Consider the following 16,001-nt stretch of genomic DNA (forward strand, 5'->3'; position numbering starts at 1 on the left):
AGAATAACACCCGGATTGAGCTTGTCAATTGACAGAAACAATAGAATATTTGCAACTTCTGGGCTCAAATAGTGCAAGACGTGCGTCCTTTGTGTATCATACGATCTATGAAACGAATAAGAAACTTTTCAATCATTGCCCATATTGATCATGGGAAGTCTACACTGGCGGATCGATTTATCCAGCTGTGTGGGGGTCTGTCCTCACGTGAAATGAGCGAGCAAGTGCTCGATTCTATGGATTTGGAGCGAGAGCGAGGTATCACCATTAAAGCTCATAGTGTCACCTTGCACTATAAGGCCGCCGATCAGCAGATATATCAGCTAAATTTTATTGATACTCCAGGGCACGTGGATTTTTCTTATGAAGTCTCACGGTCTTTGGCAGCCTGTGAAGGTGCCTTATTAGTGGTTGATGCCGCACAAGGCGTAGAAGCTCAGACCTTAGCTGTTTGCTACACCGCGATGGATCAGGGCCTCGATGTCGTACCAGTCCTCAATAAAGTCGATTTACCCTCAGCAGATCCTGACCGAGTGAAACATGAAATCGAAGAAATCATCGGAATTGAGGCGCAAGATGCGGTGTTAGTGAGTGCAAAAACGGGGCTTGGTATTGATGAATTGATGGAAGCGCTTGTCAAACGCATTCCTCCACCACAAGGATTAGACACAAATCCACTTCAAGCATTAATCATTGATTCCTGGTTTGATGCGTATTTGGGTGTTGTTTCCCTGGTGAGAGTAATGGAAGGCGTGCTAAAAAAAGGCGATAAGATGCTCGTCATGTCCACGGGAAAAACGCATTCTGTAGATGACATTGGAGTTTTTACACCAAAACGTACTTCTTTAGGTATTTTATCAGCAGGTGAAGTAGGGTATGTGATTGCAAACATCAAAGATATCTACGGTGCACCTGTAGGAGATACATTAACGCATTCTCATAATCCTGCAAAAGAGGCGTTGCCAGGTTTTCAACAAATGAAACCCCAAGTTTTTGCGGGGTTGTTTCCTATTAATGCCGATGATTATGAATCTTTCCGTGATGCATTGGGTAAATTGCGATTAAATGACGCAGCATTATTTTATGAACCTGAAAATTCAGACGCGTTAGGATTTGGATTTCGCTGCGGATTTCTAGGAATGCTGCACATGGAAATTGTTCAAGAGAGACTTGAACGAGAATATAATTTAGATTTGATCACCAGTGCTCCGACGGTAGTGTATGAAGTGGTAAACACCAAAGGCGAAGTACTAAAAATAGACAACCCATCGCGTTTACCAGAACCGAATTATATTGCAGAAATGCGAGAGCCTATTGCGGTAGCAACGATCTTAGTTCCTCAAGAATATGTTGGAAATGTCATAACATTATGCATTGAACGTCGTGGCATTCAAAAAAAGCTACATTATTTGGGAAATCAAGTGCAATTAGTGTACGAATTACCAATGAATGAAATTGTGCTTGATTTTTTTGATCGCTTAAAATCGGTGAGCCGGGGTTATGCATCGTTAGATTATAGTTTTGATCATTTCCAAGAAGCGGATTTATCCAAGCTGGATATTTTAATTAATAGTGAGAAAGTCGATGCGTTGGCATCTATTGTGCACAAAGATAAAACAATGGTGCGAGGTCGAGAGTTAACAGATCGATTACGTGAAATTATTCCACGGCAAATGTTTGATGTGGCTATTCAAGCAGCTATAGGCAACCATGTCATTGCACGACAAACTGTTAAAGCATTACGAAAAAATGTGATCGCTAAATGTTATGGCGGTGACGTATCACGTAAACGAAAATTGTTAGAGAAACAAAAAGCCGGTAAAAAACGTATGAAACAAATCGGTAGAGTTGAGATTCCGCAAGAAGCATTTTTAGCCATTTTAAAAGTCGAGAAATAACGTAGGAGATATCTATTGAGTATGCCAATTAATTACGATTTCCCTTTCTACTTAGTTCTGTTGGTAATAGGTACGGGAATATTAACTTTTCTCGATAAATTCTTTTTTGAAAAGAAGCGTGAATTGGCGGGAAAAAAACAGCCGTGGTATTTTGATTATGCCCGATCTTTTTTCCCTGCGTTATTTATTGTCTTGATCATTCGATCTTTCATCATTCAACCTTATCGAGTTCCCACAGGATCTTTGGAACCTACTGTGATGCCCGGAGATTTTATTGTTGTGAAACAATATTCCTATGGTTTGCGTCTGCCTGTTTTGCAAAAAAAAATCTATGAAGTGGGTGAGCCTAAACGCGGTGATATTGCTTTATTTTATTATCCTGAAGATACTGCCGTTCGATTTATTAAGCGAGTAATTGGTTTGCCAGGCGATCACATTGTTTATAAAAATAAAACCTTAACCATCAACGGTAAAGAAATGAAGCAAGAGGTGTTAGGCCCTGCCATGAATGAAGATCCTGGTGAATTACCTAAGCCTGTAATTCGTAAGCGCGAAAATTTAGATGGCGTTCAACATGATATTTTTATCAGCCAAGATCGCGGATGGTTTCAAGAATTTGATGTCACTGTTCCACCTCGTCATTATTTTATGATGGGTGATAATCGAGATTATAGTGCAGACAGTCGTTATTGGGGAACAGTTCCAGAAGAATATCTAATTGGCCGTGCTTTTGCCATTTGGCTCAGTTGGGATTCAAATAAAACAAATGTTCGTTGGAATCGCCTGTTTACTGAGATTCATTGATGGAAAATACAAGGCAATATTTAACAGAGCGGCTGGGATATCAGTTTAAAGACAAAGAGCTTCTTCAGCTCGCGTTGACACATCGCAGTGTGTCTGGAAAAAATAATGAACGTTTAGAGTTCTTTGGCGATTCACTGTTAAATTTCATAATTGCGGAAGCGTTATATCAACACTATCCAAATTTAAAAGAAGGTGAATTATCTCGATTACGAGCTAATTTAGTGAACGGAGTAACGCTAGCATCCATTTCTAGAGAATTTAAAATGGGTGATTGTTTAATTTTAGGTATAGGTGAATTAAAGAGCGGAGGTTTTCAGAGGGATTCGATTTTGGCGGATTCTTTGGAAGCTATCATTGCAGCAATTTATCTTGATTCTGATTTTACAACGTGTCGTGAAAGAGTGCTCTCATGGTTTGATAGTCGCATGAAAGATCCGCTTGCAATGAAACAACTAAAAGATCCCAAAACGCGTCTGCAGGAATATTTGCAGTCTCATCAATTACCGTTGCCGCAATATACAATATTGGCTGTGGAAGGTGAGGCTCACGCCCAAATTTTTCATGTGCAATGCCAGGTTGAGGGTATGGATATTAATACAAAAAGTGTGGCGACCACTCGACGGGCTGCAGAGCAACAAGCCGCTGAAAATTTTTTAATTGAGATTGAAAAAAATGTCCATGTTAAATGAAAAAACCTTTTGTGGTTATGTGGCGATCGTAGGTCGACCCAATGTAGGAAAATCCACCCTTTTAAATTGTCTTGTGGGGCAAAAAATTTCAATCACTTCACGGCGGCCTCAAACAACGCGGTATAGTATTTTAGGGATTCGTACAGAAGGGCTTATTCAAGCGGTTTATGTCGATACCCCTGGGTTACACGCTAAAGCTAAAAAAGAACTCAATCGTCAGCTCAATAAAGCAGCGAGTGGCGTCCTGCAAGAAGTTGATGTTATTCTTTTTGTGATTGATAGTTTAAAATGGACTGAAGACGACGAGTTAGTTTTAGAAAAATTAAAAAATATTAATTGCCCCGTGATTTTAGTATTAAATAAAGTTGATACGCTTGCTGATAAAGAACGATTATTACCCAGGCTATCAGAAATGCAAGAATATTATCCGTTTAAAACGATTATCCCGATTTCAGCTAGAAAAAATGTACAAGTGGATGTATTAATCAAAGAAGTCAATCGGTTATTGCCAGAAGGCCCGCATTTATTCGCTGAAGATCAAGTTACAGATCGTACAATGAAGTTTATTGCCGCAGAAATTATTCGTGAAAAATTATTTCGTATTTTAGGTCAAGAAATTCCTTATGCAATTGCAGTGCAAATAGAAAGCTTTAAAGAAGAAGGCAATATTACCCATATTCATGCAATTATTTGGGTTGAAAAAGATAGTCAAAAATCCATCGTCATTGGAAAAGGCGGGGCAGTATTAAAAAAAGTAGGACAGCAAGCGAGAATGGATATTGAAAAGAATATGGAAGTGCAGGTGAATTTAAAAATGTGGGTTAAAGTTCGTGATCACTGGGCTGATGATGAGCGGGCCTTACGTGATTTGGGTTACGAAAGTTAACTGTAGCTATTTACCACATGAAGGAAACGTCCATATTTAGCCCATCTTGGGCGTAAAAATTGATTTTAAACAAGAGTAAACACCGGTTTTAAAATCAATTTTTTCACCCAACCTGGACAAAATCTGAACGTTTTAGCCATTATCCTAGATTCCAACTGCAGAACCTAGGATTACAGCTTAGGTGATGTAGTGTTACCTAGGATCTAGGTTGAATCCAGATAATCAGGTCAGAGATTTCAACAGTAGTATATAAGCAACAATACCTTTGCTTAAGTAGGGGCTCTGGTTGTGTCATAGCTAAGTTGAATAGTTATTGCAGAGATAGAAAAAAGGATATGTTCATTTTCAGAGAAATGATTAATAAGGGATATTATCTGCAGAAAGAAAAGTGGGCAAATGGTTTAGATTTGCCCACAATATCTTAGTATCGTTCTCTCTCACCACCGCGACCGCTGTGGCTTCCGCTTCCGCGACGATCGCCGCGTCCGCCACTACCACCTTCGGTACGTTCACGAGCTTCGTTTACACGTAGCTTACGACCATTGATTTCAGTGTCATTCATAGATAAAGCCTTTGACATAGCGTCTTTATCTTTGAATGATACAAATCCGAATCCTTTAGATCGGCCAGAAGCGCGATCAATAATCAGATTTGCTGACTCAATTTCTCCAAATTGTTCGAACATTTGATGTAACTCTTGTTCATCAACGGAGAAAGGCAAATTGCCTACATAGATTTTGTTCATCGATTAAAGTTCCTAAAATTAACATTAAAAATATTAGTCTAGCAGCCATAAAACACTCTGTCCACTTTTTTCGCATCGCTTTCGTAATGTTGGTGAAAATAGGTCCTTTTCATTAGTATAGGCTCTATATTTCTAAGAATCCACATCTTTTGAGTGAAAATTTTGGGGTTTCTCAGTCAAAGTGCACTACGGTACGCAGCTAGACCTGGATATTGCCTAATCTTCAGCTTTGGGTGCGGTTTTGCTTAGTAGTAGATTGTTTGGCGACAACATTCATGGATAGAGAGCATTGATTGGCCTAAACACCCAAAATCTTTAACCGGAAGATGATATCAAGTCAGGTGACCCCTTGACTGCGGGAGGTTGAACTCCCTATGCTAGTTCCTTGAAGGTTAATCCTAAATTCACTGCATTAGGGGCTTCTTGTAGGCCCGCTGCAGAATCTAGGATTATATAGAGGATGGGGTATTGTTAAGATTGTGAGGCGAAAATGGTCAATTCAGTGGCTGAATTATTATCGGGGGCAGTGCCTACCGACTCGGTGATTGTTGTAAAGGGATGGGTACGCACTCGTCGTGATTCGAAGGCGGGAGTGTCGTTTATCCAATTACATGATGGGTCTTGTTTTGCACCTATCCAAATTGTGGTGCCGCAAGAACTGAAAAATTATACTTCTGAAATATTAAAGTTGACGTCGGGATGTGCATTGGCTGTGGAAGGAAATTTGGTGAAATCTCCTGGCCAAGAGCAAGCTTACGAAGTGCAAGCAACAGATGTGCAAGTGATTGGTTGGGTCGATGATCCTGAAACCTATCCGATTCAACCCAAACGCCATACGATGGAATTTTTACGAACGGTTGCGCATTTGCGTCCGCGAACAAATACTTTTAGCGCATTAACACGCGTCCGTCATTGCGTCGCATTGGCCATTCACCAGTTTTTCGATCAAGAAGGCTTTTATTGGGTAAATACGCCAATTATTACGGCGAGTGATTGCGAGGGTGCAGGAGAATTATTTCGCGTTAGCACGCTGGATTCTTTAAATCCTCCGCGTGATGAGAAAGGTAAAGTTGATTTCAAACAAGATTTTTTTGGGCGCGAATCTTTTTTAACGGTGTCCGGACAATTAAATATCGAAGCGTATGCCTTAGCGATGTCAAAAGTGTACACCTTTGGGCCTACATTTCGTGCTGAAAATTCAAATACCAGTCGTCACTTAGCTGAGTTTTGGATGGTGGAACCTGAAGTGGCTTTTGCAGAATTGTCTGATATTGCGTTGTTAGCAGAAAAATTGTTAAAACATGTTTGTCAAACAGTCTTGTCACAAAGACCCGATGATATGGCATTTTTTGCGCAGTGGGTTGATAAAGAATGCATTCAACGCCTCGAAAAATTAGCTCAAGATGAGTTTGTCAAAATGGAATATACCGAAGCAATCTCAATTTTGGAAAAAGTAAATCAAAAATTTGAATTCGATGTAGCCTGGGGAATTGATCTTCAATCAGAACACGAACGTTATTTAGCAGAAGAGCATGTTGGTAAACCGATTATCTTGATGAATTATCCTAAAGATATTAAAGGTTTTTACATGCGATTAAATGAAGATGGAAAAACAGTGGCTGCAATGGATGTGTTAGCGCCTGGAATTGGAGAAATAATTGGAGGCAGTCAGCGTGAAGAGCGTTTTGATATTTTAGATAAACGAATGACAGAAATGCATCTTGATAAAGATACGTATCGTTGGTATCTCGATTTGCGAGCGTATGGTACTGTGCCACATGCGGGTTTCGGTCTGGGTTTTGAGCGTTTCTTAGGATATATCACGGGTGTCAAAAATGTACGAGATTTAATCCCATTTCCTCGAGTGCCAGGAAGCGCTGCTTTTTAAGTATTGATATACTGTGAATTATTGTTCGACAGAGCAAAAATTTTTTGGAAATTTATTTTGACAGAACGCGTTTTACTTCAACCTGCCTTTGTTCTACATGCACGTCCATTTAGGGAGACTAGTTTACTAGTTGATTTATTAACACGTGATTTTGGGCGTTTAGGGGCAATTGCTCGAGGTGCTCGAAGTCAGCAATCTCGTTATCGCGGACATTTACGGTCTTTTGTTCCCATTTTAATTTCCTGGTCTGGAAAATCTGAATTAGTTTCATTAAATCAATTGGAATCAAGTGGCTCACCTATTTTACTCGAGAAAAATTCATTACTTGCAGGATTGTATATCAATGAATTAATTGTTCGATTATTGCATCAACATGATTCTCATCCTGAAATTTTTGATGACTATCATGCAAGTTTACTTGCGCTCCAGAAAAATCAAGAAATTGAGCCCATATTGCGGCGGTTTGAAAAAAATTTATTAGTCGAATTGGGTTTTGGGTTTTCTTGGGCTCAAACGGCCGATACTTTAAATTCTATTGTGGCTACGCAATGGTATGCTTTTCAGCCGGATCTCGGTTTTTGTGAAAACTTGCAAAACTTCAATCATCAAACGGTTTTTAGTGGCGCTCATTTATTAGCCATTGCAGAAAATAAATATGACAACCTCGATATATTGCGTACTGCCAAGCAAATCATGCGAATGACTATGCAAGTTCGTTTAGGAAGTAAAGTGATTAAAAGTCGAGAGCTTTTTATTTAGGCTAGTTTCTGCAGTGATGACTTAACCTCTAGAAAATTTTTATTTCCATTTGCATCTATACTCAAAGCGCTGCCAGTTTCGTGCCAGGCATTTAAAACATAACGTGTAAATATCTTATTATTTTCATTCGTGACATCCGTTTTTTGACGATGCGTATGGCCGTGAATCATGATTCTAGTGTTGTGATTTTTAAATGCGAGAGAAACACTTTCTTTGATAACATCCATTGCTGTGGGATTTAATTTTTTCGTGTGTTTTTTGCTGAATTTACGAAGTAGTCCACCCATTTTTTTTCTAAAAGACAGTGGCAAAACGGTTGTTGCGAATCGATTAAAAAGTGGATTTTGTACGATGCTTCTGTAAATTTGATGAAGTCGATCTTGCGTGCACAGAGTATCTCCGTGGAGTAACAAAATGGCTTCGTTGTAGAGTTGAATGACTGTAGGATCTTTCAGAACAGTGCAGCCTGTTTCTTGTGCAAAACGTGGCCCTAATAGAAAATCTCGATTTCCCGGTAAAATTTTGACGGGTGTTCCATTTGAAACGCAGGTTTTAATCAGAGTTTTGATCTTTTGAGCAAACGGAGTGTTCTCATCGTCGCCAGGCCAGACTTCGAACAAATCGCCCAATATATACAGGGTTTCCGCTTGAGGTGCGTACTGGTTTAGAAATTGCTCAAACAGCGTTACAATGTGCGGCTCTGTCTCCTGCAAGTGCAGGTCAGAGATAAATAGTGTTTGTGGCTTCATATTGCTACAGACTGAGTTAATAAAAAGGTTATTCTACGGGGTTTATGGCCACTGGGGAAGTGGGAACTCAAAAGAGCTCATAGTTATATTGAATTTTGCCTTCTTCAATAATTAATAAAACGTTAAGGCCTTTATGATATTATCCCATGATGGTATTAATCCCCTACGACTGGAGCCGATCGCGTGTTAAAACATGAATTCAAAGTAGATAAGACTTATCTAGTAGACTGTTGTCGAAACGACGTAGAGGTTGAACCTTTTGTGGCGATTGACGACGATATCGATGACGCAGTGATAGGGCTGATGAAGCAGATCATATACTCCAAGACAGGGCTTCTCCCGGAAAGCGAAATTGCTGACATTGAGAAAGAATTAGGTACTGAGAATTCACCTGAACATCTCTTATATCATTATGTAGAAAAGGAAATTGATGAGCTGAGCGAACGGATCCAAAGTACCTATGAGAGTAATATCAAACCTACTTTAGATATACCAACGCTAGATCCAACTCAACTCAGGAATATAATTAAAATGAATTTGGTTATATACCACCGACCTTAGAACACCTTGAAGATGAAACAACAAGTATAGAGCGTCTTAAAAATCCTTCAATTAACGCTAAAATTCATGTGCGGGATACGTATAACGAAACACCGCTTATTGCAGCAATGAACAACAGAAACAACATTTCTTCGATAAAGTAGAAGATTATGAATACGAACAGAATTTCGCAACTTCACCTGGCAATCCTCTAAGAGTGATTCTGTAAGGCTTCGGCGTCGCGTCTGATTCTGCCCCTACCAGCCAAAGAATTTCCAGAAAGGAATGATTTTTGTTTTATCTGTTAAAATTTCCTCTTGGTTAAATGTTATGATATATCCGGAATGAGAGGAAAGTTTATCCATCGCAGTAGTGAGACCTTGTGTTTCTCGTTGACGATTTTTTGTAGTAACTTCGTAACAAACTTGAACTGCGATGATTTCGAGTTTGTCTTTGACAATAAAATCACACTCGTTTTGGTCGTTATTGAAATATATATTATCGCCGTATTTCTTGGTGAGCTCGCTGAAAACAAGATTTTCTAGTAACTTACCTTCGTTGGATAATATTTGAAACGCGACTGCAGTAAATAATCCATTATCGATAATATAGCTTTTTTTCTTGGCTTTGGATTGTGATTGTAGAGACCAATTAAAATTAGTAAGCTCAAACCACGTAAAGCTGTTCGTTAGGACGTGGATGAATTCTTTGAGTGTTACATCGCTTGATTGCAAAGCATCTGCTAGATTTCTGTATGAAAAAAGGCTACCGATGTTGGAGATGAGATAATGCGCCAATTGTAGAAAAGTTTTAGTGTCCCGCAGCTCTGAAGGTAAGATGCAATCTTTATATAATATACCGTTGTAATAGTTAATTAGTAACTCACGTTTGATCGTGGCATCTTTTTCGGATACCACTCGTGGAAATCCACCAAAATGCAGCATTTCCTCGAGGATATTCAGTGTCTTACCTTTTTCTGTGATCATGCTGATGCGATCAGTTATACCACGTGCCAAGAGAATTTCTTGAAAGTTCATCGGGTAAACTCGCTGCTCAATATATCTACCTGTTAGCAAGCTCGCATAATCACTATTTAGTAATGATGAGTTTGACCCAGTGACAAATATTTTTTTAAACCGTTGACTATCATTAGTGCTTTTTGCAAATTGTTCCCATTTTTCGACATTTTGAATCTCATCTAAAAATAGATATTTGATTTTTTCACCGACCAACGTTTCTGCGACCTCAATTAATTCATAGATTTTCGCAGAATTTGTTAAATAATTTTGAAAACTAGGATCATCAAAATTCAGATACAGGATTGATTTTGGCTCGGTCACTGATAATAAATGATTGATCAGAAATTTAAAATGAGTTGTTTTGCCGCAGCGGCGAACCCCTGTCAGTACCATAATTTCTGGAATGGGTAAAAACTTCAGCAGACTTGGAAAGAGCTGCCGTTCCATGAGGTTCATATGGGGCTGCCCTGACCAGTGTGGATTTTGATCAATTAATATCTCATTAAGCTTCATTCAAAGTATACCTTGCAAAATTGTTGATTAATGCTAAGTATAATATGCAATTTTGCAGTAAAATGCAAGTCATACTTTGCAAGCTAGCATTACGCGCCAATATTATATAAAAATATAGTAATAGTAAATTATACTTAATTCGAAATTAGCAATTAATGTAACAGCTCAAGACGCGACATCTGTTCTGCCCTTTTAACATGTGGGCTTATGCAGACTGCGAGACTGATTTTTCAATGTTAGACCTGGTCCCATTCTTCAAGAAATGCTGAAGAGATTATAGAGAACTTTCAAAAAATCTCTATTTAGGGTAACAGATACCAACATATAAACATTGATATATAGCTATAAAAAAACCGATTATCAACAAAACAAAAGCAAGCGAGAGAGATATTAATTTAAGCCAAAAAGGTAAATCAATGGGGTCATGAAAATATAGATCATCCTCATAATCCTCCTCAGTATTATGGTTTCGATCTCTGTTTTTTTCAAATCTCTTAGCTTGTCTTTCACAGTTCTTGTATCCATTGTAATATTGAACGGCATCTAAAGCAAAGAAAAGAAGTAGTGAAAAAAATCCGAAAATAACAATAAAAATTTGTATTTGAAAATAACTCCACAAAAACCAATAGACAGATCCCACTGCAAAAGCCATCTTTCTACATATTTCAGATAATATTCGAGTATAGTCTGCAGATTCAGAATATTTTTCATTTATTATTTTATCAATTTTCTCAGGAAAAATCATATCATAGCCTGAATCGTAATTCTCCTTTTTTTCAATTCTAAATTTAAACATTTTTTGACCCCTTTAAAAATAACCCAGAAATTAATTCATCCTTTCATATTCATATATAGTACATATTAATAATTTAGGCAAACTTCAATATTTTATTGAAAACACAAGTTGTATTATTCAGAAACAGAATTGTTCCATTTAAAATTTAGAATTTTTATATGAGTTTATCAAACAAGCGGGTCGCCTATTGAATCTTCACAGTCAAGCTAGTCTAATATTGTTTCTTCAGCAATCATAATATTGAGTAGTTACACATCTGATTACTTAGTTAGTGCAGAAGATGTAATCATCTGTAACCGCTAATAATATATTAAAACACAGGTTTGATATAACAAATTTAATACTGAAATTGCAAAACCTATAACAATTCAAGAGTTGACGCTATGTTTTATTCTTCAAGCATCATTTATGGGCATTCCGGTAAAGACGACAGATTATCTGTTAAATGCCCATCTTTGTTAGTTTTTAAGTACATAATTCCATTATTTGTAGCGACTTCAACTTTAGCAATAGTAGAATTAACCTCTACAAAATATGAGTAATATCCATGGAGGATGTTATTTATTGCTTCCTGAGTTGTATGTCTCCATATCAGGCCATTAGAAACACCACCAATATGTGATATGGGTCCTTTACGGATACCTAGTAAACTAGGTTTATCTCTTTTTATACATGTAACCTGGAATGCAGTAGCCATTGAAATGACCTCCTTTGTTTACTACAGAAATATGAGCTTCGGTTACTCAAAAGATATTAGTAACAATGTCATTATAGCGTATAAAAAACGGAAAGATGTTATAAGAAGAGGACAGATCTATAATCAATACTCGATCTGTTAACTGCTAAATATATCGAAGCACTGATATTAGATCTAATACTTTCTCTCTTCTAAAAAGCTAACAACTCTTGTGATTTGAGAGCATCAATCATATTTAATGAGTAGCGATACATCTGATAACTACTTACTGAAGAAGATGCAAAAAATGTATAAACATTAATGCTAAATGAATATACTGGCAAGATAGAATAAAATTAATAGCGAATTTGCAAAACCTATAATAACTCAAGACGCGACGCCTGGTTAGTGCTGGTTAGTGGCAATTGGAATTGCAAAATCATCGACTAGATATTGCCAGAACGCATTGAACAAATGCTGCTGCAAATTATGGGGTTCTGTGGTTGGGAACCAGGGGCCATGGTTAATTTCTAAGAGCCAGAGTTGCAGGGTGTTGTCGAGAAGGAAATCAAAGCCGAGAATGTCGAAGGCTTTATGTTGGGCGGGTGCGAAATATTCTGGGGTTGATTGGGCAAAGGCTCGCATGGTTTGGTCTACAATCGATTTAATTTGTGGCATTAGCATATGAAATTCGGGGACGATACTGGTGGGCATTTGGATGACGTTGGGTAGTGGTTCTGTCAGATGTTCGTTGGTGAGATGCGCACTTAAATCACTGAAATTTTTTTTACCAGGGTATTTTTGTCGGCCTATATTATAGTAGCCGTGCTCATACAGTTGGTAGCCTGCATAGTTTGTTAGGATCACGTAGAGTCGAAGTGTATATTTGTGGCCATCGAGTAAATTTGGGTTGTCAATATATTGCTGAATGACAAAATCGCCACCTAAGCGTTGCTGTGTTTGGTAATGCAGAACAATATCATCTATGTGTGCGAATAATTTAATACCTTGACCGTTGTTGAGAGTTGCGGGCTTGTAAATCCAGGTGTAATCGCTGTTAGCATATTTTTTCTGTAACAGTGTAAGCACTTGTGCAAAATTACTATCGTTGATGGCATAGGTTGGTGGCGCGAAAAAACAATTTGCTTTGTGTAATAAATTGGCAAGTAAGTTTTTATATTCTAGTTTCTGTAATGCGATATCATTTGCGCCAATATTTAGATCAGAAAAATTGGCGTTTTCTCCTTCTTTTACTTCCGTGAAGCTCTTTAATAATAGGTTTTTTCGAATGTTAAAGCGAGTTGGGTCTTGAATTGTGAAGTGGAATGTTTGCTGTTTCATAGCAATAGTGTTAGATCTAAGGTCAATACTCGGAGGAGTGAGGGATGTGTTAATCTTAGATCTGACACCTTACACTCGCGACGCCGTTGTGTAACGCCAAAAATCATGAGTCGCAGAAATTTCAAAACCACACTTTGAGTAGAGTTGAATTGCGTTAGGATTGGAGCCTTCAACATCAAGATAAATTCCTCTGAAGCCCATTTTTTTCATTTTAATTAAACACGCTTGAACCATAGATGTTGCATATTTTTTGCGGCGATGCTCTGGTGGCACACAGAGGTCGTGAATATAGCCTCTTCCATCATCATCAAAACGAACGTGTACTTTTCCGATATTTTCACCGTTGTGAGTTGCCATCCATACCGTGCGATCTTTTTCTTTCATACCACTTAAAAAGCGATAAACCATTTTATTGAAGTCAGTGTCAAAACCGGCTGCGTCGATGCGTGCTAATTCCATGGCATCATCTTTAGTGACATCACGAAGTTCAACTAGAGGTAAATCAGGAATTTCTACGAAACGTTCTGATGTCATTTCAAGTTCGGCATGTGCAAAAGTAGCATTGTAATGTTTACAAATTGTTTCTGCAGGTTCAGATCCGTGTTGAACCAACAACAAGGCATCTTGAATGCCACGTCGACGTAATTCATCGACTGCTTCTTCAAATAAACGTTTAAAAATTCCTTGATGACGATTTTTGGGATGAACACAAGCGCTGACTTCGGCTTCGTTTTCTTTAAAGCAAAAAATAGCGAGGTATCCGACTAGATTACCGTTTAGATAATAAAAGAAATCATCGAATTCTGGGATGCGACGATCTTTAAGTATGTTGTAGTAAAATTTTGTTTCAAAACCGTCGGCTTTCTTACAGATATCAACAAGTTTGCGGATTTCTCGCAACTCGGTTTTCCCAAGCTTGCTTACTTTGGTCAGTTGTTTCAATGCGCTCATATTCACTTCTTAAAGTCGTTTGTCTCAGTTATAAAAATAGCAATGTTTGGGGTGTTTTGCAATGCAGACGGGTTCTCGTTGGTAGGGGTGCGTGAAAGGAAAATATTCTAACACCTTGAGTTCAAATGATTTTCCTTAGCCACGAGCCGGTGTTAAACTGGCGAATCTTTGATATTGGACTGGCTGGGATAAAAAAGGAGTTTTATATGGCAGTTTTGCAGGAATTGGGTATTAAGCCCATCAATTCGGGTACATCGACCGGCTCGCGGTGGTGGTCAGAAACGGAAGCAGGTAACAGGCTAGAGTCAATCAATCCTGCTAACGAAGAGGTGATTGCTGCGGTCAATTCTGCGAGTGCTCAGGATTATGAGCATGTAATGTCAAGTGCAACGGCCGCTTTTGAGCAGTGGCGAAGTGTTCCGGCTCCAGAACGCGGTGAAATAATACGAGCTATAGCAGATTTATTACGAGAAAATAAAGATTATCTAGGAACCTTGGTCTCTCTTGAGACCGGAAAAATCAAAGTTGAAGGTGATGGTGAAGTCCAAGAAATGATTGATATGGCGGATTTCGCCGTGGGGCAATCACGTATGTTGTACGGAAAAACAATTCCTTCCGAACGTCCAAAACATCGTTTGATGGAACAATGGCATCCTTTGGGTCCTGTGGGCATAATCACCGCATTTAATTTCCCAGTCGCAGTGTGGGCTTGGAACGCATTTTTAGCAGCAGTGTGTGGAAATACCGTTGTTTGGAAACCCTCCCCTAAAACGCCGTTGTGCGCAATTGCTGTTCAACACTTGTGTAACCATGTGATGGAGAAAAAAGGGTTTCAAGGTGTGTTTAATTTATTCATCACGGATAATTTAGATTTAAGCGAACAAATGGTTCGTGATCGACGTTTGCCGTTAATTTCATTTACTGGTTCGAGTGCTGTAGGGCGTAAAGTGAGCGTATGGGTTGCAGAAAGATTAGGAAGAAGTCTGCTAGAATTAAGCGGGAATAATGCGGTGATTGTTGATGAAACTGCTGACTTGAAAAAAGCGATACCGTCTATTGTTTTTGGTGCAGTGGGTACTGCAGGTCAACGATGCACAACGACTCGTCGCGTTTTTGTTCATCAGAGTCGTTATCATGAATTACTTCAAGGATTATTGTCAGCATATTCGCAAATTAAAATCGGTGATCCTTTGCAAGAAAATACTTTATTGGGACCCGTTATTGATGCAGCCGCGCGTGATCGTTATAGTACGACTTTGCGAGAAGTTGCGGTCTTGGGTGGAGAGATTTTGTGCGGAGGTAATGTCATCAATCGACCGGGATTTTTTGTTGAACCCACTATCATCAAAGCACATCACGATTGGGCGGTTGTGCATCGAGAAACATTTTCGCCAATTTTATATCTAATGACGTATCAGGATTTTAACGAAGCGATTAGATGGCATAATGAAGTTAGTCACGGCTTGTCCTCAGCATTATTCACAGAATCCATTATGCGTGCGGAGCAATTTTTGTCGGCTGTTGGCAGTGATTGTGGTATTGCGAATATCAACGTGGGAACGTCGGGTGCAGAAATTGGCGGCGCTTTTGGTGGAGAAAAAGACACCGGCGGTGGTCGAGAAGCCGGCTCCGACAGTTGGAAAGCCTATATGAGGCGCCAGACCAACACAATTAATGGGGGGCAGGAGTTGCCATTGGCACAGGGCATAATGTTTACCTAGGGCACTACTGTATAGACTATGATCTC

The 16,001-nt window shown here is 38.8% G+C and carries 15 protein-coding genes; 8 read left to right on the forward strand and 7 right to left on the reverse strand.

The features are described from left to right. Window positions 1-107: 107 nt before the first annotated feature. The 4 genes from lepA to era are packed head-to-tail and all read left to right on the forward strand — an operon-like array spanning window position 108 to window position 4,277. Window positions 108-1,898, forward strand: coding sequence for a translation elongation factor 4 (lepA, locus tag K2X50_04450; protein ID MBX9586491.1), 1,791 nt, complete (start codon window positions 108-110; stop codon window positions 1,896-1,898). Window positions 1,899-1,919: 21 nt separating this feature from the next. Then, the gene (lepB, locus tag K2X50_04455; GenBank protein ID MBX9586492.1) at window positions 1,920-2,702 is read left to right on the forward strand and encodes a signal peptidase I; all 783 of its coding nucleotides are present in this window, start codon (window positions 1,920-1,922) and stop codon (window positions 2,700-2,702) included. After that, entirely contained in the window at window positions 2,702-3,391 is a 690-nt protein-coding gene (rnc, locus tag K2X50_04460) for a ribonuclease III (protein MBX9586493.1), read from the forward strand. Before lepB ends, rnc begins: the two co-directional genes overlap by 1 nt. Beyond that, window positions 3,375-4,277 (forward strand): GTPase Era, encoded by a 903-nt coding sequence (era, locus tag K2X50_04465; GenBank protein MBX9586494.1) that lies wholly within the window; start codon window positions 3,375-3,377, stop codon window positions 4,275-4,277. The genes rnc and era overlap by 17 nt, the downstream gene beginning before the upstream one ends. Window positions 4,278-4,698: 421 nt before the next feature. Here era and K2X50_04470 read toward each other — a convergent pair whose 3' ends face one another. Continuing rightward, window positions 4,699-5,022: an RNA-binding protein gene (locus tag K2X50_04470; protein MBX9586495.1), complete on the reverse strand. Its 324-nt coding sequence runs from the start codon at window positions 5,020-5,022 to the stop codon at window positions 4,699-4,701. Between the two features lie 490 nt (window positions 5,023-5,512). Here K2X50_04470 and asnS point away from each other — a divergent pair, with 490 nt between their 5' ends. Together asnS and recO are read left to right on the forward strand one after the other, a co-directional pair. Beyond that, the gene (gene asnS / locus K2X50_04475; GenBank protein MBX9586496.1) at window positions 5,513-6,910 is read left to right on the forward strand and encodes an asparagine--tRNA ligase; all 1,398 of its coding nucleotides are present in this window, start codon (window positions 5,513-5,515) and stop codon (window positions 6,908-6,910) included. Window positions 6,911-6,967: 57 nt separating this feature from the next. Continuing rightward, window positions 6,968-7,669: a DNA repair protein RecO gene (gene recO / locus K2X50_04480; GenBank protein MBX9586497.1), complete on the forward strand. Its 702-nt coding sequence runs from the start codon at window positions 6,968-6,970 to the stop codon at window positions 7,667-7,669. Here recO and K2X50_04485 read toward each other — a convergent pair. After that, window positions 7,666-8,418, reverse strand: coding sequence for a UDP-2,3-diacylglucosamine diphosphatase (locus tag K2X50_04485; GenBank protein ID MBX9586498.1), 753 nt, complete (start codon window positions 8,416-8,418; stop codon window positions 7,666-7,668). The two genes, recO and K2X50_04485, sit on opposite strands and share 4 nt — an antisense overlap. A gap of 183 nt (window positions 8,419-8,601) precedes the next feature. On the opposite strand from K2X50_04485, the gene K2X50_04490 reads away from it, so the two are divergent. Beyond that, window positions 8,602-8,979, forward strand: a complete 378-nt coding sequence (locus K2X50_04490) for a hypothetical protein (GenBank protein ID MBX9586499.1) — start codon at window positions 8,602-8,604, stop codon at window positions 8,977-8,979. A gap of 236 nt (window positions 8,980-9,215) precedes the next feature. Here the strand turns inward: K2X50_04490 and K2X50_04495 are convergent, their stop codons facing one another. The 5 genes from K2X50_04495 to K2X50_04515 all read right to left on the reverse strand — a co-directional run bounded on the left by K2X50_04495 (window position 9,216) and on the right by K2X50_04515 (window position 14,254). Beyond that, a complete protein-coding gene (locus tag K2X50_04495) occupies window positions 9,216-10,490 on the reverse strand; it encodes an ATP-binding protein (protein MBX9586500.1) in 1,275 nt (424 codons plus the stop codon). A gap of 298 nt (window positions 10,491-10,788) precedes the next feature. Beyond that, entirely contained in the window at window positions 10,789-11,286 is a 498-nt protein-coding gene (locus K2X50_04500) for a hypothetical protein (protein MBX9586501.1), read from the reverse strand. Between the two features lie 406 nt (window positions 11,287-11,692). After that, window positions 11,693-11,983 carry a DUF3892 domain-containing protein gene (locus K2X50_04505; GenBank protein MBX9586502.1) on the reverse strand — a complete coding sequence of 97 codons (291 nt, stop codon included), beginning with the start codon at window positions 11,981-11,983 and terminating at the stop codon, window positions 11,693-11,695. 384 nt (window positions 11,984-12,367) lie between these two features. Further along, entirely contained in the window at window positions 12,368-13,303 is a 936-nt protein-coding gene (locus K2X50_04510) for a tubulin--tyrosine ligase family protein (protein ID MBX9586503.1), read from the reverse strand. Between the two features lie 69 nt (window positions 13,304-13,372). Beyond that, window positions 13,373-14,254 carry a GNAT family N-acetyltransferase gene (locus K2X50_04515; protein ID MBX9586504.1) on the reverse strand — a complete coding sequence of 294 codons (882 nt, stop codon included), beginning with the start codon at window positions 14,252-14,254 and terminating at the stop codon, window positions 13,373-13,375. A gap of 206 nt (window positions 14,255-14,460) precedes the next feature. Between K2X50_04515 and K2X50_04520 the strand changes: the two genes are divergently transcribed. After that, on the forward strand, window positions 14,461-15,975 hold the full coding sequence (locus K2X50_04520) for an aldehyde dehydrogenase family protein (protein MBX9586505.1): 1,515 nt from the start codon (window positions 14,461-14,463) through the stop codon (window positions 15,973-15,975). Window positions 15,976-16,001 lie beyond the last annotated feature (26 nt).

This window comes from Gammaproteobacteria bacterium, from assembly GCA_019748175.1.
In the GTDB taxonomy this organism is placed as follows: domain Bacteria; phylum Pseudomonadota; class Gammaproteobacteria; order JAIEPX01; family JAIEPX01; genus JAIEPX01.

Coding starts and splice junctions, on each gene's coding strand:
- lepA (MBX9586491.1), top strand. CDS start 108: ATGAAACGAATAAGAAACTTTTCAATCATTGCCCATATTGATCATGGG.
- lepB (MBX9586492.1), top strand. CDS start 1,920: ATGCCAATTAATTACGATTTCCCTTTCTACTTAGTTCTGTTGGTAATA.
- rnc (MBX9586493.1), top strand. CDS start 2,702: ATGGAAAATACAAGGCAATATTTAACAGAGCGGCTGGGATATCAGTTT.
- era (MBX9586494.1), top strand. CDS start 3,375: ATGTCCATGTTAAATGAAAAAACCTTTTGTGGTTATGTGGCGATCGTA.
- K2X50_04470 (MBX9586495.1), bottom strand. CDS start 5,022: ATGAACAAAATCTATGTAGGCAATTTGCCTTTCTCCGTTGATGAACAA.
- asnS (MBX9586496.1), top strand. CDS start 5,513: ATGGTCAATTCAGTGGCTGAATTATTATCGGGGGCAGTGCCTACCGAC.
- K2X50_04485 (MBX9586498.1), bottom strand. CDS start 8,418: ATGAAGCCACAAACACTATTTATCTCTGACCTGCACTTGCAGGAGACA.
- K2X50_04495 (MBX9586500.1), bottom strand. CDS start 10,490: ATGAAGCTTAATGAGATATTAATTGATCAAAATCCACACTGGTCAGGG.
- K2X50_04500 (MBX9586501.1), bottom strand. CDS start 11,286: ATGTTTAAATTTAGAATTGAAAAAAAGGAGAATTACGATTCAGGCTAT.
- K2X50_04505 (MBX9586502.1), bottom strand. CDS start 11,983: ATGGCTACTGCATTCCAGGTTACATGTATAAAAAGAGATAAACCTAGT.
- K2X50_04510 (MBX9586503.1), bottom strand. CDS start 13,303: ATGAAACAGCAAACATTCCACTTCACAATTCAAGACCCAACTCGCTTT.
- K2X50_04515 (MBX9586504.1), bottom strand. CDS start 14,254: ATGAGCGCATTGAAACAACTGACCAAAGTAAGCAAGCTTGGGAAAACC.
- K2X50_04520 (MBX9586505.1), top strand. CDS start 14,461: ATGGCAGTTTTGCAGGAATTGGGTATTAAGCCCATCAATTCGGGTACA.